The 26,089-nt window shown below is 69.1% G+C and carries 21 protein-coding genes and 1 pseudogene; 12 read left to right on the top strand and 10 right to left on the bottom strand.

Going from position 1 to position 26,089, the window contains the following annotated elements; genetic code table 11:
* From ACNFOC_RS16985 to eccE, 3 genes are all read right to left on the bottom strand, one after another.
* A partial coding sequence (locus ACNFOC_RS16985) for an SCO5717 family growth-regulating ATPase (protein WP_416959947.1) occupies positions 1 to 847 on the bottom strand: 847 nt, incomplete at its 3' end.
* 380 nt (positions 848 to 1,227) lie between these two features.
* Positions 1,228 to 1,944: a hypothetical protein gene (locus ACNFOC_RS16990; protein ID WP_416959948.1), complete on the bottom strand. Its 717-nt coding sequence runs from the start codon at positions 1,942 to 1,944 to the stop codon at positions 1,228 to 1,230.
* Positions 1,941 to 3,275, bottom strand: a complete 1,335-nt coding sequence (gene eccE / locus ACNFOC_RS16995; RefSeq protein WP_416959949.1) for a type VII secretion protein EccE — start codon at positions 3,273 to 3,275, stop codon at positions 1,941 to 1,943. Before eccE ends, ACNFOC_RS16990 begins: the two co-directional genes overlap by 4 nt.
* A gap of 198 nt (positions 3,276 to 3,473) precedes the next feature.
* On the opposite strand from eccE, the gene eccB reads away from it, so the two are divergent.
* From eccB to ACNFOC_RS17030, 7 genes are all read left to right on the top strand, one after another.
* On the top strand, positions 3,474 to 4,994 hold the full coding sequence (eccB, locus tag ACNFOC_RS17000; protein ID WP_416959950.1) for a type VII secretion protein EccB: 1,521 nt from the start codon (positions 3,474 to 3,476) through the stop codon (positions 4,992 to 4,994).
* Between the two features lie 12 nt (positions 4,995 to 5,006).
* The gene (gene mycP, locus ACNFOC_RS17005; protein WP_416959951.1) at positions 5,007 to 6,272 is read left to right on the top strand and encodes a type VII secretion-associated serine protease mycosin; all 1,266 of its coding nucleotides are present in this window, start codon (positions 5,007 to 5,009) and stop codon (positions 6,270 to 6,272) included.
* Positions 6,273 to 6,712: 440 nt separating this feature from the next.
* A complete protein-coding gene (locus tag ACNFOC_RS17010; RefSeq protein ID WP_416959952.1) occupies positions 6,713 to 7,168 on the top strand; it encodes a DUF2563 family protein in 456 nt (151 codons plus the stop codon).
* Positions 7,168 to 8,967: a WXG100 family type VII secretion target gene (locus ACNFOC_RS17015; RefSeq protein ID WP_416959953.1), complete on the top strand. Its 1,800-nt coding sequence runs from the start codon at positions 7,168 to 7,170 to the stop codon at positions 8,965 to 8,967. The genes ACNFOC_RS17010 and ACNFOC_RS17015 overlap by 1 nt, the downstream gene beginning before the upstream one ends.
* 93 nt (positions 8,968 to 9,060) lie before the next feature.
* Complete coding sequence (locus tag ACNFOC_RS17020; RefSeq protein ID WP_416959954.1) at positions 9,061 to 10,278, top strand: S8 family serine peptidase; 1,218 nt, start codon at positions 9,061 to 9,063, stop codon at positions 10,276 to 10,278.
* A 96-nt stretch (positions 10,279 to 10,374) separates the two neighbouring features.
* Positions 10,375 to 10,713 carry a WXG100 family type VII secretion target gene (locus ACNFOC_RS17025; protein ID WP_019064778.1) on the top strand — a complete coding sequence of 113 codons (339 nt, stop codon included), beginning with the start codon at positions 10,375 to 10,377 and terminating at the stop codon, positions 10,711 to 10,713.
* A 64-nt stretch (positions 10,714 to 10,777) separates the two neighbouring features.
* Positions 10,778 to 11,083, top strand: coding sequence for a WXG100 family type VII secretion target (locus ACNFOC_RS17030; protein WP_416959955.1), 306 nt, complete (start codon positions 10,778 to 10,780; stop codon positions 11,081 to 11,083).
* Positions 11,084 to 11,233: 150 nt separating this feature from the next.
* On the opposite strand, the pseudogene ACNFOC_RS17035 reads toward ACNFOC_RS17030, so the two are convergent.
* Positions 11,234 to 11,572, bottom strand: a pseudogene (locus ACNFOC_RS17035) (transposase family protein); the annotation flags it as partial.
* Positions 11,573 to 11,951: 379 nt separating this feature from the next.
* On the opposite strand from ACNFOC_RS17035, the gene ACNFOC_RS17040 reads away from it, so the two are divergent.
* Positions 11,952 to 12,728, top strand: a complete 777-nt coding sequence (locus ACNFOC_RS17040; protein WP_416959956.1) for an oxidoreductase — start codon at positions 11,952 to 11,954, stop codon at positions 12,726 to 12,728.
* 69 nt (positions 12,729 to 12,797) lie between these two features.
* Here the strand turns inward: ACNFOC_RS17040 and ACNFOC_RS17045 are convergent, their stop codons facing one another.
* A complete protein-coding gene (locus tag ACNFOC_RS17045; protein ID WP_416959957.1) occupies positions 12,798 to 13,691 on the bottom strand; it encodes a LysR family transcriptional regulator in 894 nt (297 codons plus the stop codon).
* A 431-nt stretch (positions 13,692 to 14,122) separates the two neighbouring features.
* Here ACNFOC_RS17045 and ACNFOC_RS17050 point away from each other — a divergent pair, with 431 nt between their 5' ends.
* On the top strand, positions 14,123 to 14,251 hold the full coding sequence (locus tag ACNFOC_RS17050; protein ID WP_416959958.1) for a hypothetical protein: 129 nt from the start codon (positions 14,123 to 14,125) through the stop codon (positions 14,249 to 14,251).
* 2 nt (positions 14,252 to 14,253) lie between these two features.
* The gene (locus ACNFOC_RS17055) at positions 14,254 to 14,718 is read left to right on the top strand and encodes a hypothetical protein (protein WP_416959959.1); all 465 of its coding nucleotides are present in this window, start codon (positions 14,254 to 14,256) and stop codon (positions 14,716 to 14,718) included.
* A gap of 170 nt (positions 14,719 to 14,888) precedes the next feature.
* Here ACNFOC_RS17055 and ACNFOC_RS17060 read toward each other — a convergent pair whose 3' ends face one another.
* The 4 genes from ACNFOC_RS17060 to eccCa all read right to left on the bottom strand — a co-directional run bounded on the left by ACNFOC_RS17060 (position 14,889) and on the right by eccCa (position 22,046).
* Positions 14,889 to 15,419, bottom strand: a complete 531-nt coding sequence (locus ACNFOC_RS17060; RefSeq protein WP_416959960.1) for a hypothetical protein — start codon at positions 15,417 to 15,419, stop codon at positions 14,889 to 14,891.
* A gap of 23 nt (positions 15,420 to 15,442) precedes the next feature.
* The gene (locus ACNFOC_RS17065; protein WP_416959961.1) at positions 15,443 to 17,512 is read right to left on the bottom strand and encodes a hypothetical protein; all 2,070 of its coding nucleotides are present in this window, start codon (positions 17,510 to 17,512) and stop codon (positions 15,443 to 15,445) included.
* Positions 17,512 to 17,958: a hypothetical protein gene (locus ACNFOC_RS17070; RefSeq protein ID WP_416959962.1), complete on the bottom strand. Its 447-nt coding sequence runs from the start codon at positions 17,956 to 17,958 to the stop codon at positions 17,512 to 17,514. Before ACNFOC_RS17070 ends, ACNFOC_RS17065 begins: the two co-directional genes overlap by 1 nt.
* 122 nt (positions 17,959 to 18,080) lie before the next feature.
* Positions 18,081 to 22,046 carry a type VII secretion protein EccCa gene (gene eccCa, locus ACNFOC_RS17075; RefSeq protein ID WP_416959963.1) on the bottom strand — a complete coding sequence of 1,322 codons (3,966 nt, stop codon included), beginning with the start codon at positions 22,044 to 22,046 and terminating at the stop codon, positions 18,081 to 18,083.
* Positions 22,047 to 22,296: 250 nt separating this feature from the next.
* Here eccCa and eccD point away from each other — a divergent pair, with 250 nt between their 5' ends.
* Positions 22,297 to 23,799 (top strand): type VII secretion integral membrane protein EccD, encoded by a 1,503-nt coding sequence (eccD, locus tag ACNFOC_RS17080; protein WP_416959964.1) that lies wholly within the window; start codon positions 22,297 to 22,299, stop codon positions 23,797 to 23,799.
* 103 nt (positions 23,800 to 23,902) lie between these two features.
* Positions 23,903 to 25,429, top strand: coding sequence for a BamB-related PQQ repeat family beta-propellar protein (locus tag ACNFOC_RS17085; protein ID WP_416959966.1), 1,527 nt, complete (start codon positions 23,903 to 23,905; stop codon positions 25,427 to 25,429).
* A 96-nt stretch (positions 25,430 to 25,525) separates the two neighbouring features.
* Here the strand turns inward: ACNFOC_RS17085 and ACNFOC_RS17090 are convergent, their stop codons facing one another.
* Positions 25,526 to 25,807 (bottom strand): DUF397 domain-containing protein, encoded by a 282-nt coding sequence (locus tag ACNFOC_RS17090; protein ID WP_019075417.1) that lies wholly within the window; start codon positions 25,805 to 25,807, stop codon positions 25,526 to 25,528.
* Positions 25,808 to 26,089 lie beyond the last annotated feature (282 nt).

Genomic DNA, 26,089 nt, shown 5'->3' on the forward strand with positions numbered 1-26,089 from the left:
GGGGGGAGTCGGCCTCGGGCGTGGGCGTGGGCGCGGGTGTGGTGGCGTCGGGGCTGCCCGACTCGTCCTCGGGGTCGTCGGTCAAGTCGCCGGCTGCCTCATCCACCGGGGCGTCGGTGCTCTCGCCGTCGGGGGAGTCCGTGGATTCCGTGGAGTCCCCGGCGTCCGTCCCGGCGACCGTGCCGCCCTCGTCCTGCGTGTTCACCTCGGCGGCGTCGGGGTCCTCGGTGGCACCGGTCTCCGGCACCTCGCCCTCGAACTCCGGCTCCCCGGAACCCGATTCAGCGTCATCGGCACCCGAACCCTCGGCGCCTGCCGTGCCCTCCGTACCTTCGACGGAGCCCCCGTCACCCACGGAGACCTCGGCCGGAGCCTCAGCCGCAGCCGGGGTCTCCGCGTCGCCCTGCGCCGACGTGATCTCCGCCCCCGCACTCCGCTCCGCGATCTCCCGCTTCAACGCGGCGGAAGAGATTCGCATGGTCGCGCCACTCTCGAGGTCGCCGTTCTCAGGCTCTTCCTCGGCGGGGACCGCGGGCGGCTGAACCGCTGGCGGCGGAGCCGCGGCCGAGGGCGCCCAGCCGGCCTGGAAGCCGGAGCTGTCCGGCGGCGCGGGAACCGGGAACGCGGGGCCGACCGGGGGCGGCATCGCCGTGCCGCTCGCCGGAGTCGGAGGCGGCGAGGCCTGCGCGGACGCGCCCGACGCGCCGGACGAGTTCTGCGTGTACCAGGCCGGCGGCGCGTAGTCGATCGTGAACTCGCCCGTCATCTCGATGGCGGACTCGTCGTCGGGCTGGTCATCGCCGGGCGTGGCCCAGCCCCCGCGGATCCCGTCCCGATCGCTGCTCACAATTCCTCCTGGTGTGGTCGAGCACCCTCATGCCGTGCTGGGGCGACCGCTCGTGTCGTACGGGCCCGGTCCGTCGACAGCGTCGGGAACGGTCGGCCGGCGGCCCGAATCGATCGGATCCGCCCGTCCTGTCCCCCGAAGCGCTGTCGGCCCGGCCACGGGCCCTGACGCGGCCCCCGGTCCCAGCCTAATCACCACAAGCAACCTCACGGCAGGCCCGCCCACCTCTCCGCGCCCGTCCAACGCGCCACATGACGCCCGGAACCGGCACACGTGCCCATCAACTCCCCGCACAAAACGGGTGGTAGTGGCACGCATCCTCTACGGGAGAAGGGGTGAAAGGGTCTTAATCGTTCAATGTCGGTCAGTGGCCCGCCGGTTCAGTCCATCCGGCGTGGTGTACCCAACAATCCGATCTCGGCGTCCGTGGGCTGTGTCATCACATACTGCCGGTCGCGGTCGCCGCACCAGAGCGTGACGCCGTCGGCGAGCGTGGGCAGGGAGTCGACGTCGGCCCGGGGGAGCGCCATGGCGCGGCCCAGCTCCGTCGCCTCGTCCGGCGAGATCCGCTGCACACCGACGAGCCGCGCCTGCCGTATGAGCCGAGGGGCGACAGGGCTGAGATACGGCAGGAGGGTCAGCACCGACTGCCAGGGCCCGGACACGACCCGCCCGCGCGGCGGACGCATGCCGCAGTCCCGCACCACGAGCACGGGTGTGCCCGCCGAGGCACCCTGGGGCGAGACACGGCCCACGTCGTACACCGCCAGGCCGTTCTGTCCGCCGCCCATGGCGTGGACCATCTGCATCCAGGCCTGCGGCCGGCCGGTCTCCACGGCGACGCGCGCCCCGGTCGCCGCAGCTCTCAGGGCGATGACCTGTGCGGTCCACAGGCCGCCGATGAGGACGACGTCGTACGGAGTGGGCCGGTTGAGCCCCAGCACCGCGGGCTGTCCCTCGGCGTCGACGCCGATCACGACGCCGTCGTCCCCGATGGGCAGCGCGAGCGCGTCCACCTGCTCGGGGGACAGCACATGCCGTCCGTGCCGCGGACCGATCAGGCCGAAGCCGCTGCGCAGCATCTCCATCGCGGTCATCGGGCACCTCCGAGGGGCAGGGTGGCGAGTACGCCCGGGAGCTGCTCGCGGTCGAGGCGGGTGAGTGCCAGGCCTGTGTGGCGCGCGGCGCCCTCCAACGCGCGCCGTGCCGCGACCAGTTCGTCGTCGCTCCGTCCCGTCACCCGCAGGTGCCCGCACATCGACACCTCCTGGCGCTCCACGCGCGCGAGCGTGAGGCTGAACGTCGTGGCGAGTGCCGGTGTGGCCGTGAGCAGGGCGATCAACTGCGGCAACGAGGGCCCGCGACCGCCCAGTTGGGGCCAGCGGCGGATCCAGTACGTGGTGTGTCTGCGGTTGTCGCAGCGCCAGCTCCGGCTGGACTCCTCGGTCCGGCGTTCCCTCGTCTCGGTCCTTCCGGCCTCCGCCGTCACCAGGGGGTTCGCGCAGGCGGAGGTGGCGAGAGCCGTGGTCAGCTCCTCCTCGTTGAGGATCGTCGTGCGGAAACCGGCGCCGGTGAGCCGGCTCGCGAGATGGTCGGCCACGCGCACGACGCACTTCTGCGCTCCGGTGAGCCCGCCGCCCCGGGCGGCCACGGCCTCCAGGCACTGCTCGGGGTCGAGCTTCAGCGCGATCCAGGTGATGCGCACCGCGGGGGCGCCGGTCTGCTCCTGAAGCGGCGCGTAGTTGGTGACGGCCACCGAGTGCTGGGGCAGGTGCAGCGCGGGCGCGGGCTGAGTGTGCAGCACGAGCTGCGCCGACTCCAGCCGGATACCGTCCACTTCGAGCGCGTCCCGCACCAGCGAGAGCGGCAGCGGATGCCGGCTCCGGTCCGCCCGCAGCGCGGTGACATCGGCCTCGACCTGCACGACGGCGGTCACGAAGGTGCCGTCCCCGATCAGTCCGATCGGACGCCGGTCCCGGCCGCCGTACGCGTACGTCCGCAGGGTCGGGTCGCACTCCACGGCCGGTGCGAGGCCGGGCTCCGTGCCCGGCGGCGTCTCCGTGTTCGCGGCGCTCTTCTGCCGTGCCCGCAACGCCCGCGCGGTACCCAGCCATTCGGGCAGGGAGCGGCCGCGCCGACGGACGAAGGCGAGCAGCACGAGCGCCACGGCGACGACGCCCGCCGGCACCAGCGCCATGGGGGCGATCGCCCAGCCGACGAGAAGGACGGCCGCCGCGATCTCCAGCAGGACGAGCCGTTGCAACCGGAATGCCCCGCCCTGTCCGCGGCGCGTCCTGAGATGGAGGCCGCCCGGTCCCTGGGGCGGTGTGCCCGCCGCGGACGACGGCTGCGCGGACCCCGGCCCGGGCGTCCCGGAGCCCCTCGTCCGCGACCGGTCACGAGACCGCGTCCGCGTTCCGGAAGCCATCACTCCATCCCCCCGTTTTACTCACAACTCACTGCTGTTTCAGCACCACATAGGGCCCCTGAAGGTCCAGGTACCCTACCCGCTCCACACGTCCCCGCGGATACCAGGCATAGTAGGTGCCCGGTCTGACATCGATGGGCGGGGGACGGCGAACCCCCGAGCGCTGCCCAGGCGGAACACGGGGAGAGACAGACACAGATGGCATCTCGGCGGGACCAGCTCAACGCCTACACCTTCGCGAAGCGCCGCATGCTGGCGTCCTTCGTGCAGTCGTCCCCGGACGGTTCGGAGGAGGGGGCACCGCGACCGCTGCGCGGAGTGGTGCCCGGCGTCATCGTGGGCGTGGTCGTCATGGCGGTCTTCGGCGCCTGGGGCATGTTCAAACCGACCGCGCCCCAGGGCTGGGACACCCCCAAGGCGAAGGTGATCATCGCCAGCAAGTCGACCACCCGCTATGTCGTCCTGACCACCGACGGCAAGACCCAGCTGCACCCCGTCCTCAACATGGCGTCGGCGAAGCTGCTCCTCAACCCCGGCCAGGGCGAGGTCGTCACCGTCGACGAGTCGGTCCTCGACGGCGGCAAGATCCCGCACGGCGTCACCGTCGGCATCCCGTACGCCCCCGACCGTCTTCCCTCGGCGAGCGAGGCGGGCGCCGCCAAGCGCTGGGCGGTCTGCGAGCGCCCGAGCGCGGGCGGCGGTTCCATCCAGAAGGCGGCGCTGGTCCTCGCCGAGCGCGACATGAAGAAGACCGAGGGCAAGCAGCGGTTGCGCGGCGGAGATCTGCTCTACGTAGTGGACCCGGACAAGAACCGCTACGTGGTGGACGCGAGCGGCACGGCGTACCGCGTGGACAAGAGCGACGAGCTGCTGCTGCGCGCCGTCGTCGGCACCGGCCGCGTGCCCGAGCGCGTCTCCCCGGAGTGGCTGGCCACCCTGCACCAGGGCGACCCGATCGCCTTCCCGAGCATCGGCGCCACACCCGGTACGGCCGCCGGCGCCCCGGGCGAGCTGGACGAGTCGACCAACAAGGTGGGCATGGTGCTCAAGGCGTCCGACGCCAGTGGTGAGCACTACTACGTAGTGCTTCCTGGCAAGGTCGCGCAGGTCTCCGCCTTCGTCGCCCAACTCCTGCTGTCCAGCAAGGAGCTGGCCCCGCTCGGCCAGGCCGGTCACGCCACCGGGGTGAGCGCGGGCGAGATCACCCCGGAGGGGACCTTCGGCGCCGAGAACCGCTGGCCCACCAAGGACCCCAAGCCCGTCAACGAGGCCTCGGACGCGTCCGGCAGCCGCAGCACGATCTGCAACGTCCTGGAGAAGGTCGGCGACAAGGGCGCCACCACCCTGACGACCTGGGCGGGCACCGACTTCCCCGCCCCGCTCCCCACCGACTCCACCAGCGCCTACGTAACGCCCGGCTCCGGGCAGCTCTTCCGCCAGTTCCAGGGCGAGGAGACCAAGGCCGGCCCCGTCTTCCTGGTCACCGACACGGGGCTGCGTTACGTCCTCCAGTCCAACGCCGACAGCGCCACGAACGACGCGGGCATCGGCACGACGGCCACCGAGCGCAAGCAGGAGCAGGCGGAGGCCGAGCAGGCCCAGATCCGCCTCGGCTACGCCGATGTCGACCCGGCGCCGATCCCCGCCTCATGGTCCGAGTTCCTGCCCACGGGCCCCCGCCTGTCGACGGCGGCGGCACGTCAACCGCAGGGCTCGTAGGGAGGGTTGGGCATGCCGTACACGATTTCCCCCCGCCCCCTCCGCGCTACGGCGGCCATGGCCGCCGTAGCCGCGACGCTGGCCGTGTCCACCGTCGTGCTCGCGCCTCCCGCGGCGGCGGACGACAGCTTCTCGGACCAGTGCACGTTCCCCAACAAGGAGTACCCGGGCCGCCCTTGGGCCCTGCAACGCGTCCTCCTCGACGAGCTGTGGAACCAGTCCAAGGGCAAGGGCGTACGGGTGGCGGTGATCGACACCGGTGTGGACGTGAAGAATCCCCAGCTCACCCATGCGGTGGACGTGAAGAGCGGCCGCAACTTCCTGCCCAAGAACCTCAAGGACAGCAACGGCGACAAGATCGCGCGGGGCAGCGAGAACGGCACGACCGACACCGTGGGACACGGCACCAAGGTCGCCGGCATCATCGCCGCCCGCCCGATCAGCGGCACCGGCTTCGTGGGCCTGGCCCCCGAGGCGACCATCATCCCGATCGAGCAGAACGACGCGGACGGCCACGGCACGGCGCAGACGCTCGCGGAGGCGGTCACCTACGCGATCCAGGCCAAGGCTGACGTCATCAACATCTCGCAGGACACGTCGAACGCGGTGAAGCCCGATCCCTCCCTGGAGTCGGCGATCGACACGGCACTGTCGAAGAAGATCGTGGTGGTGGCGTCCGCGGGCAACGACGGCCAGGGCGGCAACGTCAAGAAGACCTACCCGGCGTCCTTCCCGGGTGTCCTCGCCGTCGCGGCCTCCGACCGCAACAACGAACGCGCGTCCTTCTCCCAGTCCGGCGACTTCGTCGGCGTCGCGGCACCCGGCGTCGACATGATCTCCACCGTCCCCAAGGGCGGTCACTGCTCCGACAACGGTACGAGTTTCTCGGCGCCGTACGTCTCCGGTGTCGCCGCGTTGATCAAGGCGAAGCATCCGGACTGGACCGCCCGCGAGGTCGTCGCCCAGATCGAGCAGACCGCCGAGCGCACCATCGCCGGCCACGACCGCCTCGTCGGCTGGGGCGTCGTCGACCCGGTCCGCGCGCTCACGGAGGACGACCACCCGATCGAGTCCCCCGACCCCCAGGACGGCCTCACCAAGGCCCAGGCCCCGTCCCCCGCGAAGCTCCAACTCGGCGAGACCCCCGACGAACACGACGCCCGCCTCGCGACCTACGTCGCCCTCGGCGCGGCCGTACTCGTGGCGGGACTCGGCGGTACGGCGGTGGCGACGCGGGACGCGCGGAAGCGGGCGCGGAGGGTCGCGGGGCTGGAATGAGGTACGGCTGACAAGGGACGTAGCGATGTCAAGGAGCCGTGACCCGGGAAGAAGCAGGCCGACGGCGCGAGTTGACGGCACCGGACGACGCCGTTCGCAATGGCCACGCAGCAACGACGGGCCCGCGTCACCCCTCGGCACGCCATGACTCTCACACACGTGTGTGCGGCTGCGGCGATTGAGTAGGCGTACTCAGGCGCGTCGGCCCGTGGGTCACATAGCGTCAGGAGGCGGCAGCGACCCAGTTGAACGCGAGAGTGCGCCGTGAAGGTGCGGTGAAGCTTCGCCGGGTGGTAGCACAGCTGTCGCATAAGGCAGTTGGGACTGTCACAGGAAGCGACTAGAGTGATTGCGTTGCGGAGAGGAACGCTCAAGGGGTGCAGTCGCTCAGGGGCGAGCGACGAAAAACGGGGAGGGAAGGCATCATGCTTCCTGCGGACATGACAGGTGGGCCATCGCCGGAGACGGCTGCCGACCTCAAGGTCGGCGCCGACGTGCTGACGACGTTCAAGCAGCGCATCGACAAACTGCTGTCCGAGTTCGAGGACTCGGCGGGCAGCGCTTCCAAGTTGGGCGCGCAGCGTGTCTCGAGGGCATCCCTCAGCGGACACGACCTCGACTTCCATGAGGCGGACGCGCTGTTCGCCCAGTACCAGTCGGTCCACGAGCACATCACGCAGCTCTCCAAGACGCTGGGGCTGCAGATCGAAGCCATGGGCATCGCGACACAGGGCGCGCAGAACGGCTTCGACAACCTCGACGACGACCAGCGACGCCGCTTCTGGGAGATCCAGGTCGAGACGGACCGCCTGTACACCGAAGCCCAGGAGAAGAAGTCCGGCGAGGGCGAGCGGAAGCTGAGTGACGCCAAGAAGTCCACGAAGGGACTCCAGTAGTGAGCGGGGACAAGGCGCCGAAGGAGCTCACCGACCAGCAGCGTGTCGACCTTCAGGTCGGCCAGGTCGACGCACTGGCCGGGGCGTCGGAGTTGATGCACGACGCGTTCGGAACGAAGCGCGTCCGCCTCCTGACGAACGGCAGGGTCACCGACTTCGAGGACCACAGGCTCAACGCCATGATCGACCTGGTCCACCAGTCGAACCCCGCCGACCTGGAGCACGCGGGCGATACCTTGGCCAAGGCGAGCAAGGCGATCAACGAAGCCGCCGTGGATCTTAGGGTTCATCTCAAACACGCGGGTGAGGACTGGCAGGGCGCCGCCGGTACGGCGTTCCAGAAGTGGGGCGAAGGCCTCGCCACGCACACCGAGAGCCTGGCGACGTACGCCGACGGCGCCGGGGTGCAGGTCACGGCCGCCGCGACGGGGCTCGCATCTGTGCGCAGCTCCTTGCCGCCGCGGGACACGCGCCCCGTCCTCGACCAGAAGAAACCGGGACAGATCCCGGTGCTCCAGCAGTTCGAGGGCAACAAGCAGTACACCGAGGCGGTCCAGGTCGAGAAGGACCGCCAAGAGGCGATCAACCAGATGAACCGGCTGGCGTCGTTCTACTCGGTGTCGGGGTCGGAACTTGCGAAGTTGGAGAAGACGGCGCCGGAGCCGTATCAGTCGATGCCCAGCGTGGGGATGTTGAACCCGATCAAAGGCCCGGGTCAGGGCGGTTCTAATTCCACAGACAACTCCAACTCAGGACCAGTCCACCGAGCAGTTGTCCGTGAGAGTGGAGATGGCCACGTCGGTGTGCCGAGCGACGTCTCCGGGGACAATCTGCCAACTGAGCATCATCCCGCGAACACGAATCTCGACGCGCATCGGCCCACTGTTGGTACCGAGATCAACAGCGTCGGCACGCTGCCGCCGGAAACCGTGAAGCCGACGCCAGTGACTCCCACGCCGTCTGTGACAGGGCCCACCAGTGGTCCTTCGGGAGGAATGCTGCCTCCCATGGGGACCGGCAGGGTACCTCCCGCCTTCGGAGGACCAGTCGGGCGCGCTGCCGGGTTTGGCGGCAGAACTCCCGGATCGGCTCAAGGGCGGATTACCACCCCTGAGGGGACCACTGCTGGAGGCCGCACCGGACGTGGCCCTGCGGGACCAGTGGGCCGCGCATCCGCAGTTGGCCAACAGGGTGCCCGTGGGCCTGCGTCTGCGACGGGCAGGTCGCCCATGGGACGAGGCGTTACCGGCGGCATGCCCAGAAGCGCGGGTACGACTGGTTCCCGCGCAGGTGGTGTGCCGGGCGGGCGTGTGGGCGGCGTACCGGGTCAGCCTGCGGCACGGACCGGCCCGGGAGCCACGGGCGCTGCACGTACGGGTGGCGTGGTCGGTGGCAGGCCCACTTCTGAAGCCGGCCCGAATGCGACGGGTGCCAGGGTTCCGCGTGGCACGGTCATCGGCGGTGAGGGAGCGTCCGGTGCTCGTCCGAACGGTGAGAGGCCGGGCCAGCGCGGAGTGATCGGCGCGAACAAACCGGCGCCGGGCACGGAGCAGGGACAGACCCAGCGTCGGTCTCCGGGCAATACGGAGGGCGTTGTCGGCGCGCCCACGAGTCGAGGCAGCGCCAAGGGCAACGGTGCCGCGTCCCGTGGGTCTGGCCCGGTATCCGGTTCTACCGAGGGCAGCAGCCCTGATCGTGCCAATGGCCGGACGACGCGGCGTCAACAGCACTCCGCCGAGGACAAGAAGCGCTCACGTGATGACGCGCGGCGCGGCGATGCGCCGTCGGCGACCGACTGACCGAAACGACCGAGGACGTACAGAAGCATGAAGTCAGAGACTGGCGTACGCCGCATCCGGGCCGCGCTGTGGGCGAGGAACGCCCGGAGGCATGTGACCACCGTGGGTGCGACGCTCGGTGCTTTGGCCGTCATGTCTGTTGGGCTCGCCCCTTCGGCGGCTGCCGACGACGTCCAGTCGCAGCAGTGGTACTTGGACGCGATGAACGCCCAGGGGCTGTGGAAAGTCAGCACAGGTAAGGGTATTTCAGTCGCAGTTGTCGACACTGGTGTCAACCCGGACACGAGTTCATTGAAGGGGCAGGTGCTCCCCGGAGTCGATGTCACGGAGGCCGCTGGCGATGAAACGAATGACTATGAAGGCCATGGCACTTCAGTGGCCGAACTGATCGCGGGGACGGGCAGCGGGGGCGGCCTGAGAGGCGTTGCGCCGGGGGCCAAAATTATCCCGATCCGCACTGCGCTTACCGGAATCGGCAAGAAGGCTGAGAAGCAGGGCGACACTTCAGCGAAGGCCATCCGTGCCGCTGCCGATTCTGATGCGAAGATTATCAATATGTCGTTCACCGGCGATTTCCCGATCGACGGCGGACTTGAAGCCGTGCAGTATGCAGAGAGCAAGGGGAAGTTGCTCATCGCCGGCGTGGGTAACGACGGTGATGGAGACAAGAACTACATCGGCTATCCCGCCAAATACCCAGGCGTGGTCGGCGTCTCGGCCATCAACGAGAACGGTGAGGTGGCCAAGTTCTCGGAGAGCGGTGCTTACGTTGACCTGGCCTCGCCCGGCGTAGACGTACCCACCTGGTGCGACAAGACATTCAAGGCCTACTGCCCCCAGAGCAACGGCACCAGCCAAGCCACCGCCATTACCTCCGGCGCCGCCGCCCTCATCTGGTCCGCCCACCCCAAGTGGACCGCCAACCAGGTCCTCCGCGTCATGATCGACACCGCGGGCCGGGACTGGCCGAAGAACACCCCGAGCCGGTACCTCGGGTACGGCACGATCCGGCCCGCGCAGGTTCTTCTGAAGGGCAAGGGAGACCCCGGAGCCGCCGACGTCGATCCCGTCACCAACAAGAAGACGCCCGGGCTGACCACCGGCACCACCGCCTCGCCCTCCGCTTCCGCCTCCGCGTCAACCTCGTCCCAAGCCCCCAACTCCACGTCAGGCGGCCAGACTTCAGCCGCAGCATCGACTTCCGACTCGTCCGGCAACACCACACTGTGGGTCGCTCTCGGAGCCGCCGCGGTCGTAGTGGTGCTCGGCGGTGGAGCCTTCGCGGTGGTTCGTTCGCGGCGAGGCGCATGAGAGCTCGTACACAGGGCTCACCCGACCAACCAGCGCCTCACCACTCGGTGTTGCGCCCCAGGAACACCAACCTCTCTCGCGAAAGGGAGTGCCGAGATGGCTGACGGCCGCAAGCTTGATGACGCACATGTACAAAAGCTCCAGACGAACGTCATCGACAGGTACGACAACGTCAAGAAGCACCTCCAGAAGCTCCAGGGCTGCATCGACATGATCGAGGCGAACTGGACGGGCCACGGTGCCAACGCGTTCAAGACCAAGCAGCACGAGATCAACGACCACATGGTCGGCATCGGCCGCATGCTCGACGACTTCCTGAACGGAATTCACCTCACCAAGCAGGACAAGGACAAGCTCGAGGACGAACTCCACTCCACGATCTCCAGCATCGAAGTGGACGCCGGTGCGAAGACCTCGGCGCTCAACCTCTACTGACCGCCCCGAGCGTCGCACCCCGGACCGCGAGGTCCCTCTCACATCGTCAAGGAGATGAGGAAACATGACCGGCACGCCGCACATGCAGGATCTCGCCGTCAAGTACGGCACCCTGGACGCGCTCGCCACTGAACTCGGCAACCTGGCCAAGCAGTTGGAGAGCGACCTCACGGCGCTGAAGAAGGGCGTCCACGACGCGGCCGAGGGCTGGGCCGGTGAGGCCTACGAGTCCTTCAACCGGAAGTCGAGGGAGTGGGACGGCCACACCAGCGCCATCCACCAGGCGCTGCTGTCCATCACGCAGAAGGTGCACCAGGCCGGCGGCGACTACCGCGGCGGCGACAAGAAGGCGGCCAGCTTCTTCGAGTAGGACAGGCTGACAACAGCAACACCGGGGTGGGCACGCACGGGAGGTGCCCACCCCGCCTTCGTGTTCCGTGCAACAGGGCGAGGATCTGCTTTCCGCCGAGCGGATTTCCAGTAGGCGATGGCAAGCGTCGGCATGAAGAAATGCACCAATGGCCGCGTCGAGGGCGTCGCCGTCGACGTGTTGGAGCAGGCGGCGGACCGTGGCCGCGTGCGGTGCCGCCCGGATGCCGGTGAGCGGATCGGCCGGGAAGCCGAGGACCCTCAGGACGGACTGCGGGGCGTCCGCTGTCCATTCGCCGGTCGCGATGAGGGAGCGGGCGCCGGTCAGGACTGCGGCGGCGGCCGCACAAAGCAGCGGGAGTATGGGATACCGCCGTCCTCGCATGCCGCGTGGATCGGGCACCCAGCTCAGGAAGCGACGCAGGTCGGCGGCGTCCTGCTGGGTGACGCGGAGGCTCGGGAGGGCCAGTTGCCCCAGCCTGGCGGGCATGGACGACGCTGTTCGGGCAGGCACGGTCTCGCTCGGCTCTCATGGGTCTCAGCAACCACATGATCACCAACCCTGTGCCTGCGCTGCTTTCCAGGAATATCCCGCCCCATACCTGGACATGACGTCACGTCATATGTGAGACCGGCGAACCGGCCCGATCCCCAACACGCAATGACCCTGGCCCCGGAGGGGCCGGACTGCCATAGGAATCCCCTATAGAGCCTGCTGACATTTCGTCTTTGCCTCTCGTCCTTTTCCGAACGTACCGTCAAACAGCTCGACGAGGTGCTCACCGCGATTTCTCCGAAGATTCGCGCGCTGCGCACATCGATCCTTCTTCCGTCGAGCGGACGAACACGCAATCGAGAGGACCGGTGGCATGACCACGATCGAGAACGGATCGGGAACGCGCGAACTCGCGGGAAAGCGGGCCCTGGTCACAGGTGGCTCTCGCGGAATCGGAGCGGCCGTCGTGCGTCAACTCCTGGACGCGGGCGCCGAGGTGCTCACGACCGCCAGGTCGGCGATGAGCACGGTGCCGGAGGGGGTCACCTTCGTGGAGGCCGACGTACGGACACGGGCAGGCGCGGAGGCGCTCGCCGCGGCCGCGCAGGAGGTGCTCGGCGGGGTGGACGTCCTGGTCCACAACGTGGGTGGGGCGCAGCCGTACAAGGACGCTTCGGCCATTCCCGACGAGGAGTGGCAGGACGCGCTGGACCTGAACTACCTGGCGTCGGTGCGGCTGGACTCGCTGCTGGTACCGGGGATGCGGGAACGGCGTTCGGGGATGATCGTGCACGTCTCGTCGGCCGCGGTCCTCACTCCGGTAGGACCGTTCCTGCACTACACGGCGGCGAAGGCGGCGCTGGAGAACTACAGCCGGGGACTGGCCCTGGAGCTGGCCCCGTTCGGAATCCGGGTCAACACCGTGTCCCCTGGCAGAACCGCCACCCCCGGCGGCGAAGCAACGCGGGAGCAGTGGGCGCGCCTGAACGTGGCGCCGGGCGAGACCAATGCCAACGACACCGCGCCGCTGGGGCGCGATGGTCAGCCCGACGACATCGCCCACGCGGTGCTGTACCTGCTCTCCGGCCGGGCGAGCTGGCTGACCGGGAGGAATCTCATCGTGGACGGCGGCGAATTCCCCATGGGTTGACACCGACCGCATTCTGGAGTGCCGATTTCAACAAGAGGAATTCAGCGCCGCCCGCCTCCTTCCCGGCCGTCAGGACACCGGTGAGAAAGCGGACTCGGACCAGGTCTCCTGACGCAGGAATTCGAGCAGGGCCGTCTCCGCCGGGCCCGCGCCGGGCCGGACCACGGCGATAACAGGCTGGGACACGACCGGGAACACCGGGCGCACGAGGTGCTCGTGACCGTGGGGCACCGCGGAGGCCGGGACGAGCGTCACCCCCAACCCGTGAGCGGCCCAGCGCACAGCCGTCGCCGTCTGGGACACGCGGGCCGCCGTGGTCGGGGCCAGCTCGTTGCTCCGCAGCACGTCCAGCAGCACGGCGTCGAGCGCGCTGTCGCGGTCGAACCTCACCCACGGCTCCCCCTCCAGTTCGCGCAGCTCGACCCGGTCCGCGGTGAGCTGCCGGTGCCCGGCGCCCAGCACCACGACGAACTCCTCGTCGCCGAGGCGGTGGGCGTCGGCGGGGCTCCGCTCGCACGCCGCCATCAGGGCGAGGTTCAGCACGCCCCGGCGGCACAGCCGCTCCAGCTCGGCGGAGCTCGGCTCCTCGAAGACGGTGACCTCCAGCCGCGGGTAGCGGCGACGCAACGCGCCCAGCGCGCGCGGCAGTTGCCGCGTGCCAAAGCCCATCTGCACCGCGACCACCAGCTCGCCCACCAGCTCATCGGCGCCGGCCCGCGCCGTCCCCCTCGCCCGCCGCGCCGCGTTCACCGCGACCTCCGCCTCCCGCAGGAACGCGCGGCCGACCACGGTGGGCACCAGTCCGGTCGGCGTGCGGGCGAACAGTTCCACGCCGAGTTCCCGTTCCAGAACGCGGATCTGCTGGGACATCGACGGTTGAGCGACGTGCAGCAGCTCCGCCGCCGCCGTCACCGAGCCCTCCTGGGCAACGGCCAGGGCGTACTCGAACTGACGAAGACTCATCGGCTCCTGTCCCCTCCCTGCGGTGGACCGCAGTCCAACCCCATTGTCATCGGTGCAGGTGCTACAGCACGGGAAGCGGCGCGTTTACTCCATGTCAGTCACCGACCGTACGGAGGCGGTGTCGCCGGAGGTGGGGAGGTCGCCGGCATCGGTTTCGAGATCACTGTCGATCCGGACAAGCTGAGCGAGACGGCCAGCGATGCGGCCGACGCGGTGGGCGATGCGGTCGACTCCGTCGGTGATGGGATTGGCTCCGTCAAGGACAGCGTCACCAACTGGTTCTGATCTAACTTCCCTTGGATTCCCTTGGAAGGAGGTCCCGAAATGCCCGCAACACTGCCGACGCCCATCGAATTCCGATTGCCGGAGGGCTGGCTCCCGGCACGTCCGGAAGGGTTCGACGCCGAACCCAGCGGCCGGCTTTCTCCTCCGTGGTCGACGGAACGCGTCGCGAACTCGTCCAGGCGCTGACCGCCACCGCGGCTCAGCACGACGCTGTCTTGGGGGACTTCCAGGACTTCGTCCGCACGGTTCGCCCGGACACCGGGACGGAGGCCTAGGGATGGAGCGCCTCTGGGACAAACTGACCGGCACCAAGCGGCCCGAGAGCGATGTCGCACCGCTGCCGAGCGCGGAGGTCCGAGCAGCGTTGCTCGCGCTCAACGTGCCGGACGTGCCGTACCGCGTGCGCAACGCTCTCCCGGCCGAGAAGGCCGATCTGGTGGCGGAGTGCCGGATACGACGGGTAGGCGTGAGACTCAAGACGAGGATGCGCCTGGACCCGGAGAGGAACGAGGTGCGTTTTCTCGACGAGCGGTGGGAGAACCGTCCGTCCGACAGCGCCAACGCGCAGTACGGACGTGGGCATGCGCCCGCGACGTACCGGCAGTGGGAGACAGAGCAGGGCACCGACGGCCGTCGGCAGAAGGTCGAGGTCTTCCGCTTCGATACTCGGGAGATGACGGACCCGCTGCGGAACGCCGTCCTCGCCGCAGGCTGGACCTGGCGAGGAGTGTTCAAGCTATGACCGGTGCAACATTCGGGGCTTCAGGCCTTCGAGCTGTGCCTCACCGCGTGAGCCACGGTCCCTCGCGTGACGGCACCGCAAGTCCCTGACACCGGGCAGGATCGCCTACGGAATCGCGACCGACGGCAACCGGAGTCGCAGTCGCATACTCGACAGCGAGACCCTTGAGCTCAACTCGCCTGCTTGCACCCCTGCTTGGCCATGGCGCCAGGGAAGTAGGACCCCAGGAACGAGCGCAGCGCATCCCGCCGCTCCGAGGTCTTCGCGGGGGTCTTCTCCTGGAGTTGCACCAACGCGACGAACTTGCGCTGTCGGCCTTCGTACATGCACGCGGCCACCGCCAGGGCTCCGTTGTCGGCCACTCTGGCGCTGTCACCGATGTCGACGGCGGCGGGGTTGCCGAGTCGTACCAGGGCCCGCTCCTGCACCTTGATGGGGTCGGTCTCCGCGGGAACGACATCGCCCGACAGGTAGACGACCAGTTTGCCGTCCACCGACAGACGGCAACGCGGGCTCTCCTGACCGGCGTTGTAGGACCGCTGGGTGAGCTTCTGTCCGTCCGGCAGGAAGGGCGACAGGAGATCCGAGTCGACGGCCACTCCACAGACCTTGCCCGGAACGCTGTAGGCGCGTGAGTCCGAGTCCGTACAGCCGGCCGTGGCCAGGACGAGCAGCGTCACCGCGGCGGCCGCGCGCCGCACCGAAGGCCTTGATGCACCCCTGGTCACTGATTGCCCGCCAGTCCTTGAGCCCGTGCGTTGCCGTCGAAAGCGGCACCGTTGATCTCGGAAGTCAGTGTGTATCTGTTGCTGTCGCCGTGGTTCGGATTGGCGTCGATCCACAGGTCGCTGAGCTTCTGCAACTGGTTCTCCCGCGCGGTGAACACCTCGCCGTTCTGGCGTGCGTTGTCGTCGTCGATACGGGCCTGCTCGTCCAACTGCCATTGATACGCGAGGGCATCGACACCACGCTGGGCCGCGTCGCCGACGACCGGAATGAAGTTCACGGCGCCGCCGAAGCCGTGGTAGAGCCATTTGGCATTCCACGAAGGGTCGTCCTTGTCGGTCGCCAGGGCCTGATAGCGGGCCTCCTCGAGGAAGCCCACCGTGTGCCCGGCTCTGAGCAGGGTCTCCTTGGGGTCGCTGGGGTGGTCCGTGTAGATGTCGCGGACCATCTCCTTGTTCAGGCCGTCGTTGAGGATTCCGTAGGCGTGCTGGTCCCGTGACACCTGTTTCGTCACTTCCAGCAGCTGGTGCCGGTCGAGCTGGCGGGAGTCACTGGGATCGTCCGCGAGTGAACTCGCCGTGTTGTGCACCTCGTCGCCGTAGTTCACCAGCACTTTCGCCATGTCGTCACGCATCTCGGGGGCGAAGTCGTCACCCGTGCCGGAGATGATTTTCAGCGACCGGTCGAGGACGCTCCGGTTCTCGGCACTGTGTTCCACCGGAACGGCATGGGGATCATTGGGATTGACACCGGTGGCCGCGGCGACAAGCGCGTTCCCGGTGGCGTCGCGCGACTGGTTTCCGTCGTGACTGTCCAACGGTGTGTCGTCGAACGTGGGGCGGTCTTTGAGAACCCATTCCGCGTTGTCCTGGGGCTGGGTCTCGTTGAAGAACGCGGTCGCGGCATCGGGGCTGTTCGACAGGGCTGTCATGAAACCGGTCATCGGGTCCCGGCCGAAATCCTCGCCGATGAAGTTCATCTTGGGCATGGGCGGCCCGCCGCTGCCGTTCCAGTAATGGTCGGGAAGCTGCATCTTCTTCTCGGTCGAGACGAGAGCGTTCCCGTACCTGTCCAGGAACGTGTCGTCGTAGTCCCCCGTACGCATGAGATTGCTCATGAGCTGGAAGCCGTAGACCTGCGTCCCGCGGGTCTGGATACGGTCGTCCGCCAGGTTGACCATGCCGTCCTCCCACTGCCGCATGGCCGGTGAGTCCGACCGCGTCGCTCCCGCGAGGGTGAGGCCGAGGTTCTTCTGGAAATCGCCCAGCTGGTCCAGGCGGGCCCGCTGGAGATCGCCACCGTCGGAGGGATCGGAGAGATCCGCCCAGAAGTCCAGCACGCCTTTCGGGCCCAGTGTGGTGGCGAACTTCTCCTGGAAGAGGGGATCGTTCCTGTATCCCGCGAGCTGCCGGTTGAGATCGTCGAATTCCTCGGGGGACATGGAGTCCCCCTTGGTCTTGATGAGATTCGCGTATTTCTCGGCGTCCTTGAGCGCCTGCGCGGCGGAGTCCCGGTCCTCGTACGCCGCGCCGGAGAAGCCGTACTCGGCCTCGTCCGCTATGGCCCGCAGCGCGTCGGAAGCGGTGTCGTCGCTGTGGGTCGCCCTGGTGAGGAGGCGTTTGACGTCCTCGCACAGTTCGTCCACGTCCTGTTGGCTGTGCTCGGGAACCGTGGTCCCCTTCGCGGCGCGGTCGGGGTGGATGTTCATGGTGACGGTGAAGGAGCCGTTGCCGGTGTCCATCACGGTGAGGTTCTTCTTGAGACCCCGTGAGATCGTCTCGACCAATTGATCGTGGTAGCCGACGAGTTCGTCGTGGGTGTCCTTGAGAATGTTGTAGATCGTCGTCGCCTGGGTGTGGGCGTCCGTGAACTCGCCGGCCGTCTTGGTGATGAACTCGCGGGAGACGGTCGCGTTGACACCGGACCAATTGGCTTTGTCGGCCAGTCCCTTGAGTCCTTCCCGCGCGTCCTTCTCAAGGGCTTCCAGGCGTTTCACCACACCGGACCAGTCGTCTATGGCGGTGCCGAGCGAAGCGAAGTTCCCGAATCGGAGTGTATCGAGGTCCATCAGTGCCCCGTCCCTTCACTGAAACCCTTGTCCAGTGTCGAGATGCTGCTGATCTGACCGGATATGTAGAACTCGTCGCCCTGGTGCGCCTTTTTGGTGTAGTCCATGTGGTTGGAGATATGGGCGCACGCGTCGAGCAGACTCGTGAGCTGCTCTTCCCACCGCTTCTGTACGTGGTCCACCGCCCCGCCGAGCCTGAACCCCTGGGTCGTGAGATCCGAGGCCGCCGTCTGGCTGCTCGACCAGGCGTCACGGCCGTACCGGCCCAGGTCCTCCCAGAGTTTGAACGCCCGGTCGCCGATCGCCGCCAGATCCTTGTGACTGACGGTCAGATCACCTTGCGGTGTGCTGCCGCCGCCGTCCGCCGGAAGCTGATCGATCCGCATGCGTGCGGACTGCTTCCGCGCGGCCTGACTCTTCAGCTCGTCCCACTCGTCCCATGTCACGCGTGGACCCCTTCCCCGTGCCCCCGTAGGACCCCGCCCGTCGGACGGGACCAGTCCGTCAAGCTACCAACAGGCCGGTCCGGAGCTTGAGTTCAAAGGACCGGACCGGCCTCGGCCGACCGTCAGTACACCGTTTCCGGCACCAACCCCGTCTGCACCAACGGCTTCCCCCGCTTCCGCGACACGAACACCCCGCGCCCCGCAGGCATCGGCCGTGGCCGCACCCCGCCCAGGACATCGCCCTCGCCGGGGTCGCCCGCCAGGACGACGCCCTGGGCGCCCAGTTCCTGCATCCGTTGCATGAACGGCTCGTACGCGGCACGGCCCGCGCCCGCCGTGGAGCGGGCGATGATGAAGCGGACGCCGACGTCACGGGCGAACGGCAGCATTTCCGTGAGGTTGCCCAGCGGGTTGCCGCTGGACGTGGAGACGAGGTCGTAGTCGTCGACGACGACGTACACCGTCGGGCCCTGCCACCAGCTCCGCTCGCGGAGTTGGCGGGCCGTCACGTCGGCCGTCGGGGTCCGGCGTCGCATCAGGTCCGCCAGGGCGACCATGTGGTGGTCCATGGCGTTGGACATGGGGATGTACTCGGCGAGGTGCGACGCCGGGGTCGCGTCCAGCAGGGAGCGCCGGTTGTCGATGACGAAGAGCTTCGCCTCGTCGCCGGAGTACCGCTCCGTCAACTGCTTGATCAGCAGCCGCAGCAGGTTCGACTTGCCCGACTCGCTCTCGCCGAAGACGAGGAAGAACGGGTCCTGCTCGAAGTCGACGAAGACCGGCTCCAGGTTGTTCTCGTCGATGGCGAACGCGACACCGCGCTGCGGGAAACGGTCGCCCGGCGGTAGCTGCGCGGCGGCCAACTCGCGTGGCAGCAGCCGTACTTCGGGCGCGCCCGGCCCCTCCCAGTGCCGGGTCACCTCGGTCGCCAGCGCCTGGGTGGCGTCGGCCAGGTCCGAGTCCGAGACTAGGCCGTCGATGCGCGGAACCGCCGCCATGAAGTGCAGCCGCTGCGGCGACACACCGCGTCCGGGGACGCCCGTCGGGACGTTCACCGCCACCTTGCGGTCGATCTCGGAGTCCATCGTGTCGCCGAGCCGCAGTTCGAGGCGGTTCATCAGGTGGTCCTTGAGGTTCGCGCGGACCTCCATCGACCGGGACGCGGCGAGCACGAGGTGGATGCCGAAGCCCAGGCCGCGCGCGGCGATGTCCAGCACCGCCGCCTCCAACCCCTCGTAGTCCGCGCGGAAGTTGCCCCACCCGTCGATGACGAGGAAGACGTCGCCCCAGGGCTGGTCCGTGACCGAGATCTGGCCGCGTGCCCGGCGGGAGCGGAACTCCGCGATCGACGGGATGCCCGCGGCGCGGAAGTACTCCTCGCGGCGCGTCATCACGCCGTACACCTCGGAGACCGTACGGCGGACCTTCTCGGGGTCCAGGCGGGAGCCGATACCGCCCACGTGCGGCAGACCGGCCACCGAGGACAGACCTCCGCCGCCGAAGTCGAGGCCGTAGAACTGGACTTCGTGCGGGGTGTGGGTCAGGGCGAAGGAGCAGATCAGGGAGCGTAGGAGCGTGGACTTGCCGGACTGCGGGCCGCCGACGATCTGCATATGGCCGGCCGCGCCCGAGAAGTCGATCCACAGGTGGTCTCGGCGCTGCTCGTACGGCTTGTCGACCAGGCCGACCGGGACGACGAGCCGGCCCGCGCCCTCGTAGCCGGGCTGGGTGAGCCCGCGGCCCTGCACCGCCGTGAGGCCGGGCAGGAGTCCGTCCAGCGAGGGCGGGCTGTCGAGCGGCGGCAGCCACACCTGATGGGCCGCCGGCCCCTGCGCCTCCAGCCGGCGCACGATGACGTCGAGCACCGTGTCGGCGAGCGCGTCGTCGATGTCCGGGGACTCGGTGCGCTGCTGCGGCACCGCCGTGTACTGCACCGGCACCTCGGCCGCCGTGAACAGCACCGGCCGCCGGTCGACCGGCAGTTGACCGCCACCGAGTGCTGCCTGCGAGGTGCCGGAGCGGTAGGTCCCGGACACGTAGGCCGCCTTGAACCGCACCATCTCGTCCGTGCCGTACTTCAGGAAGCCGGACCCGGGGACGTTCGGGAGTTCGTAGGCGTCCGGCACGCCCAGCGCGGCCCGCGACTCGGCGGCCGAGAAGGTGCGCAGGCCGATGCGGTACGACAGATAGGTCTCCAGACCGCGCAGCCGGCCCTCCTCCAGACGCTGCGAGGCCAGCAGCAGATGCACGCCGAGCGAGCGGCCGATCCGGCCGATCTGCACGAACATCTCGATGAAGTCCGGCTTGGCGGTGAGCAGTTCGCTGAACTCGTCGATCACCAGCACCAGGGAGGGGATCGGTTGAAGGGGCGCGCCCGCGGCGCGCGCCTTCTCGTAGTCGTGGATGTTGGCGTAGTTGCCCGCGTCGCGCAGCATCTCCTGACGGCGGTTGAGTTCGCCGCGGATGGAGTCGCCCATGCGGTCGACCAGTGTCAGATCGTCCGCGAGGTTGGTGATCACGGCCGCCACGTGCGGCATCTGCGCCATGCCGGCGAAGGTCGCACCGCCCTTGAAGTCCGCGAGGACGAAGTTCAGCGTCTCCGAGGAGTGCGTCACCGCGAGGCCGAGGACCAGCGTGCGCAGCAGCTCGGACTTGCCGGAACCGGTCGCGCCCACACACAGGCCGTGCGGCCCCATGCCCTCCTGGGCCGCCTCCTTGAGGTCGAGCATCACGGGCCGGCCGTCCTCACCGAGCCCGATCGGCACCCGCAGCCGCTCGGCCAGCGAACGGGTCCGCCAGGTGCGCTTGGTGTCGACGGAGGCCGCGTCACCGAGGTTCAGCAGATCGGTGAACTCCAGGTTGGCGAGCAGCGGTTGGTCGTCGTCACCGCCGGACGCCATCCGCAGCGGCGCCAACTGCCGCGCGAGCGCCTCGGCGGACGCGTACGAGAGGGCGTCGGGAGTCCCTTCGTAGACGTCTCCGTGCCCGGACTCCAGATGCAGCGCCTTCGGCTGTACGACGATGGAGAGCTCGCCGCGGGCGGCGGTCGGTTCGCCGGGGACGACATCGACGAGCGTCACACCCTGGAGGCCCTCGGAGTTGGCCAGCACCGAGTCGGGCGGCAGGGAGACTCCGTCGAGGACGACGATGATGTGCGGCTCGTCCGGCAGGTGTGCCGCGTTGGGGTGGAAGCGCGGCCGGCCGGTCAGCCGGGCGGAGATCAGGTTCTCCAGCTCGCGGATGTCGCTGTCGATCAGCCGACGGCTGCCCGCGCCGTCCACGGCACCGGGCGCCTGCACGTGCGGCAGCCACTTGGCCCACTCCCAGTGGGGCAGGGCCTCCCTGGCCGCCGCGACCACGATCACCAGGTCCTCGGGCGAGTGCAGCGCGGCCAGCGAGCCGGTCAGGGCCCGGGCGGAGGACCGTACGGACTCGGGTTCGCCGCTGATCGTCAGATACGAGAAGGCGCGCAGCGAGATCGCCATCGGCAGGTCGTCGAGGGTGCCGTGGACGGACAGGAAGCGCTGCATCGCGCCCGCTGTCAACGGCTCCAGCTGCTCCACGCCGCCGGTCTCGGGGGCGATGAGCGGAGTGGCGAGCGACTGCCTGCCGAGGCCGATGCGGACCTGGCCGAAGTCCTCGTCGCCCGGCCGCCGTTCCCACACCCGGCTGCCCTCGGCGACCAGTGCCCACAACTGCTCGGGGGAGGGGTGGAGGTAGTACTGCGCGTCGCGCTGCGCCCGCGCGGTGTCCAGGGCGGTTTGCCGGGTCTGCGCCAGGTAGCGCAGATAGTCGGTGCGCAGGTCCGCGAGCTGGCCCTGGGAGCCGCGGCGGAAGCGGACCACCATCGCGATGGACATGGCCACCGTCGAGACGATCATCACCATGCCCATGATCTTCATGAACGGCTGTCCGTTCGTGAAGAAGAACACCACCGAGCCGCCCATGCCGAGCGTCGGCAGCAACTGCATCAGGACGCTCTCCTGATGTCCCCGAGGCAACTCGGGCGGAGGTTGCAGGACGATCTCGTCCGTGGGCACCTCGGACGGCAGCGCGCGCGGCGGGCGCTTGACGACGATGTGGCTCACTGCTCACCAATTCCCTTGCGCGGCCCCGGGACTACCGTCCGCCACCCCGTGTCAGGCGGACGCAGGCCGCCGCGTGATCCTACTGACTTCGCGGGAGACGGGTGAGCGGTAGGGTGCCGGATGTTCGCGCGAGCACACGCGAACCAGGCTGGAAAAGCAGGGCATTCCGTGCGATGTGAAGGTGTGCGGAACGCACCGCGCGAGACCTTCACGACGTAGACGCAGAATCATCATTGAGGGGGAGCAACAGGTGAGCATCACGGCCTCCGCGGCGGGCGGGCCCGGTACCGGAGCCCCTGTCGGCACCGGACCGGGCCTCGGTTTCTGCCGGGTCACGATCGTCGCGCCCGACAGCCGGATCGACGTGGCACTGCCCGACGACATCCCGGTCGCCGACATCTATCCGGAGATCCTCAGGCTCTCCCGGCAGAGCCCCGCCGACGGTGCCCCGGTCGGCTATCACCTGGTGCGCCGGGACGGCACCGTCCTCGACAGCTCCCGCACGTTCGCCGCCCAGCGCATTCTCGACGGCGAGCTCCTCACCCTGCGCCCCTTCTCCGAGTCGCTCCCCCCGGCCGTGTTCGACGACGTGTCCGAGGCGGTCTCGGCCGCGGTGACCCGCGAACACACGCTGTGGGGCGGCGAGTTGACCCGAGCCGCCGGCCTCGTCGGCGGCGGTGTGCTGCCCGCCCTGCTCGCCTTCGTCGCCTGGACCGCCGACCCGCGCCACGACATGCACAGCCTGCCCGGCATCCTCGCCGCGGTCGTCGGCGTCCTGCTGGTCCTCCTGGCGTGCGTCCGCGCGCGGGTCTACGACGACCGGTCCTCGGCCATCGCGCTGGGTCTCGGCGCCCTGCCCAACATCGGGGTGGCCGGCTCGGGCCTGCTGCCGCTCACCGACGGCCAGGGCATCGGCAAACTCCAGTTCCTCCTCGCGTGCGCGGCCGTGCTGGTGGCCGCCGTCGTCCTCACCCTGTGCTCACCCGGCGGGGACGCGCCGTTCGTCGCCCTCGTCTTCGCGTCCGCGGTCGGCCTGATCGTCGCGTTCATCTCGATCAGGGCCCACTGGACGCCGTCCGAGATGGCCGCCCTGTGCGCCCCGGTCGCGGTCGGCGCGCTGGCCTTCCTGCCGGGCCTCTCGATGCGCTTCGCCCGCCTGCCGATCGGCTTCGACCCCCCGAACACCGCCCCGCGCAGCGCGTACGGCGCCGAGCCCGCCGCCCAGGAAGCGGTCGACACCGAACGGGTCGCCGCCCAGGCGCGCCGCGGTCACGAACTCCTCGTCGGTCTCGTCGGCGGCTGCGCGGTCACCGCCGTCGGGGCCACCGCTGTCCTCGGCTTCTCCGACGACGTCTGGGCCCAGCTGCTCGCCCTCGCGACCGGTGTCGCGCTGCTGATGCGCGCCCACCTGTTCCGCTACACCGCCCAGGTCGCCCCCGTCCTGGCCGCCGGACTCGGCTCCCTCGTGCTGCTCGGCCTGGGCCTGGCGCTCAACCCGCCGACCTCCCTGATCCACGAGGCGCTCCGCGGCGACCGCGGCGGCCTCGACATCCGTACGGTGTGGCTCGTCGCGGCGATCGCGGCGGCCACCGCGCTCGTGACCACGATCGGCCTGATCGTCCCGCGCAGCGGTCTCACCCCGTTCTGGGGGCGTTTCCTGGAGATCGCCGAGGGCTTCGTCCTGCTGACCCTGGTGCCGCTGGCGCTCGCCGTCTTCGACGTGTACGCGACGGTCCGCTCGTTGACGAGTTGACCCGGGCGCCCACGGGCGCGGAAGCGATGCGGAAGACGACGTGGACCGATGAAGACGACGTGGACCGTAGACCGATGAACAGGCGCCGAAAGGATTCGCCCGCGTGAGCTTCGGCCCACCCCCCTCCCCGTACACGCACTCCGTCCTCACCCAGAACGACCAGCACAAGAAGCGCCGACGGAACAGGCTGCTCGGGCTGCTCGCGGTCGTCCTCGTGGCGGCCGTGGGCACCGGCGGCCTGCTGGCGGCCAGGGGTGACGACAAGAAGAAGACGACGACCGACAACGCCCCCGCGGCGAGCCAAGGACGCCTCGACGTCCGGGACACGGTCGAGAAAAAGCCCGCCACCACCACCGGCGACATGGCGTTCCGCTTCTCGATCGACGACGCGGGCGCCGGCGAACACACCGAGATGCCGGGCACCTGGGCCACCGACAGGATCCTCGCCAAGGGCATCAACCAGACACTGGTCGGCTTCAGGACGGGCACCGACGCCACACCGGGTGACGAGGTCTGGAAACTCCGGCTGGCCGGCCCGATCTGCGGCTACACCCGCCATGTGACCGGCGAGAACCGTACGGCCGTGGTCTTCAGGGACGGCAAGGACAAGGCGTCCCTCTGTAACCACGTCGCCTTCTTCGACCTCGACGACGGCAAGCAGATCTGGGAACACGAGTTCCCCGTCTCCACGATCGGCGACGAACCGGGCACCCCGACGGACGGCGCCACCCAGGACACCCCGAGCGTCACCCTGACCCACGCCACCGTGACCGTCACCTGGGGCGGCGGCACGGACGCGTACGACATGGACTCCGGCGAGCGGATCTGGCGTACGACGGAGTCCGGCTCGTGCCAGGACGTGGGGGCGGCGGGCGGACGCGCCCTGCTCGTCCGCCTCGAGTGCTGGGACGACAGCGCGACCGTCGCCTCCTGGCAGACGATCACCTACAAGGTGCGCAAGGTCGATCCCGGCACGGGCAAGGAGAAGTGGACGTACGCCGGGACCAAGGGCCTGCGGGATCTCGAACTGCCGTCGAGCGATCCGCCCGTCGTGGCCGTCTCGGCGGGGGAGACGGGCTTCACCGAGCTGCTCTCCCTGGACGACCGGGGCAAGGTGCGCGCCACGATCGGCCTGACCAGCGGCAGCTACGTCGGCGACTGCTCCGACCAGGTCGACTACCTGGTGGTCGACGACTGCCAGACGATCGCCGTCGGCCTCGGCCAGGTCTTCGTCCGGAGCAAGGAGGCGGGCGCCCCGCACAACTCGAACTGGATCATCGGCTTCGACCTGGCGACCGGGAAGACGACCGAGAAGTTCGAGTCGGGGCCCGACTCCCTGCTGTACCCGCTGCGCGTGAGCGGCAGCCGGCTCCTCGCCCTGCGGATGAGCGACGACCACATCTCGCCGTCGGCACTCGTCAGCCTCGACCCGAAGACCGGCAAGGAGACCTCGTACCTCTACTTCGGGGTGCCGCAGGACGCCGACACCCTCACGACCCTCGACGAGAACGACATCCTCGTCCAGGACGGCCGGCTGTTCTTCGCGGCCCACGCGGCGGACGGCCCCAGCAGCGGCAAGGCGTGGATCTGGCTGGTCCTGGGCATCGGGAGCAGCGCCACGATGCGGTGACGGCACGAAGCAGTGACGCCACGAAGGGCACGATGTGGTGACGCAAAGAGGGGCGGCACGCGTGCGCGTGCCGCCCCTCTTCCATGCCTACGACGACTACTGCTGTTCCTCCGGAGCCGGCTCCAGATCGAACTCGCCGTCCCGGGCGCCCAGCACGAAGGCCGTCCACTCCGCCTCCGTGTACCGCAGCACGGTCTCCGGGTCGAGCGACGAGCGCATGGCGACCGCTCCGTCGGGCAGGTCGGCGATCTCGACGCGCTCCTCGTGCTCCTCCGTGCCCGGCGCGCTGCGCCACTCGACACCCGAGATGTCGAGGGCGTACAGCTCGTCCCGCTCCCGCTCCTTGCGTGCCTTGATCTCCTGCTCCGTCTCCGCCATGGCGAAGCGACCCCTTCCGGACGAACGGACGTGTTCCACGACTTCCGTCCATGGACGGAGCGTTCCGTCCATGGACGGAAGTCACCCTAGTGGCCGTATCCGCCCCGGTCAGGGCCCTTCAGGGAGCTGGACCGAGGCATCCCCCCAGGCTGGTACGCTGTGTAGCGGCCGTTTGTGTACGCACCCCCGGAGCTCACCGCTCCGGAGGCAGCGCCCTACGGATCCCGCCTCCCGAGTTACGGAAGCTCCCCTGAGAAGTGGACCAGGGGCACTCGGTGGCAC

Origin of the sequence: Streptomyces colwelliae (assembly GCF_048158785.1) — a bacterium.
Taxonomy (GTDB): Bacteria; Actinomycetota; Actinomycetes; order Streptomycetales; family Streptomycetaceae; genus Streptomyces.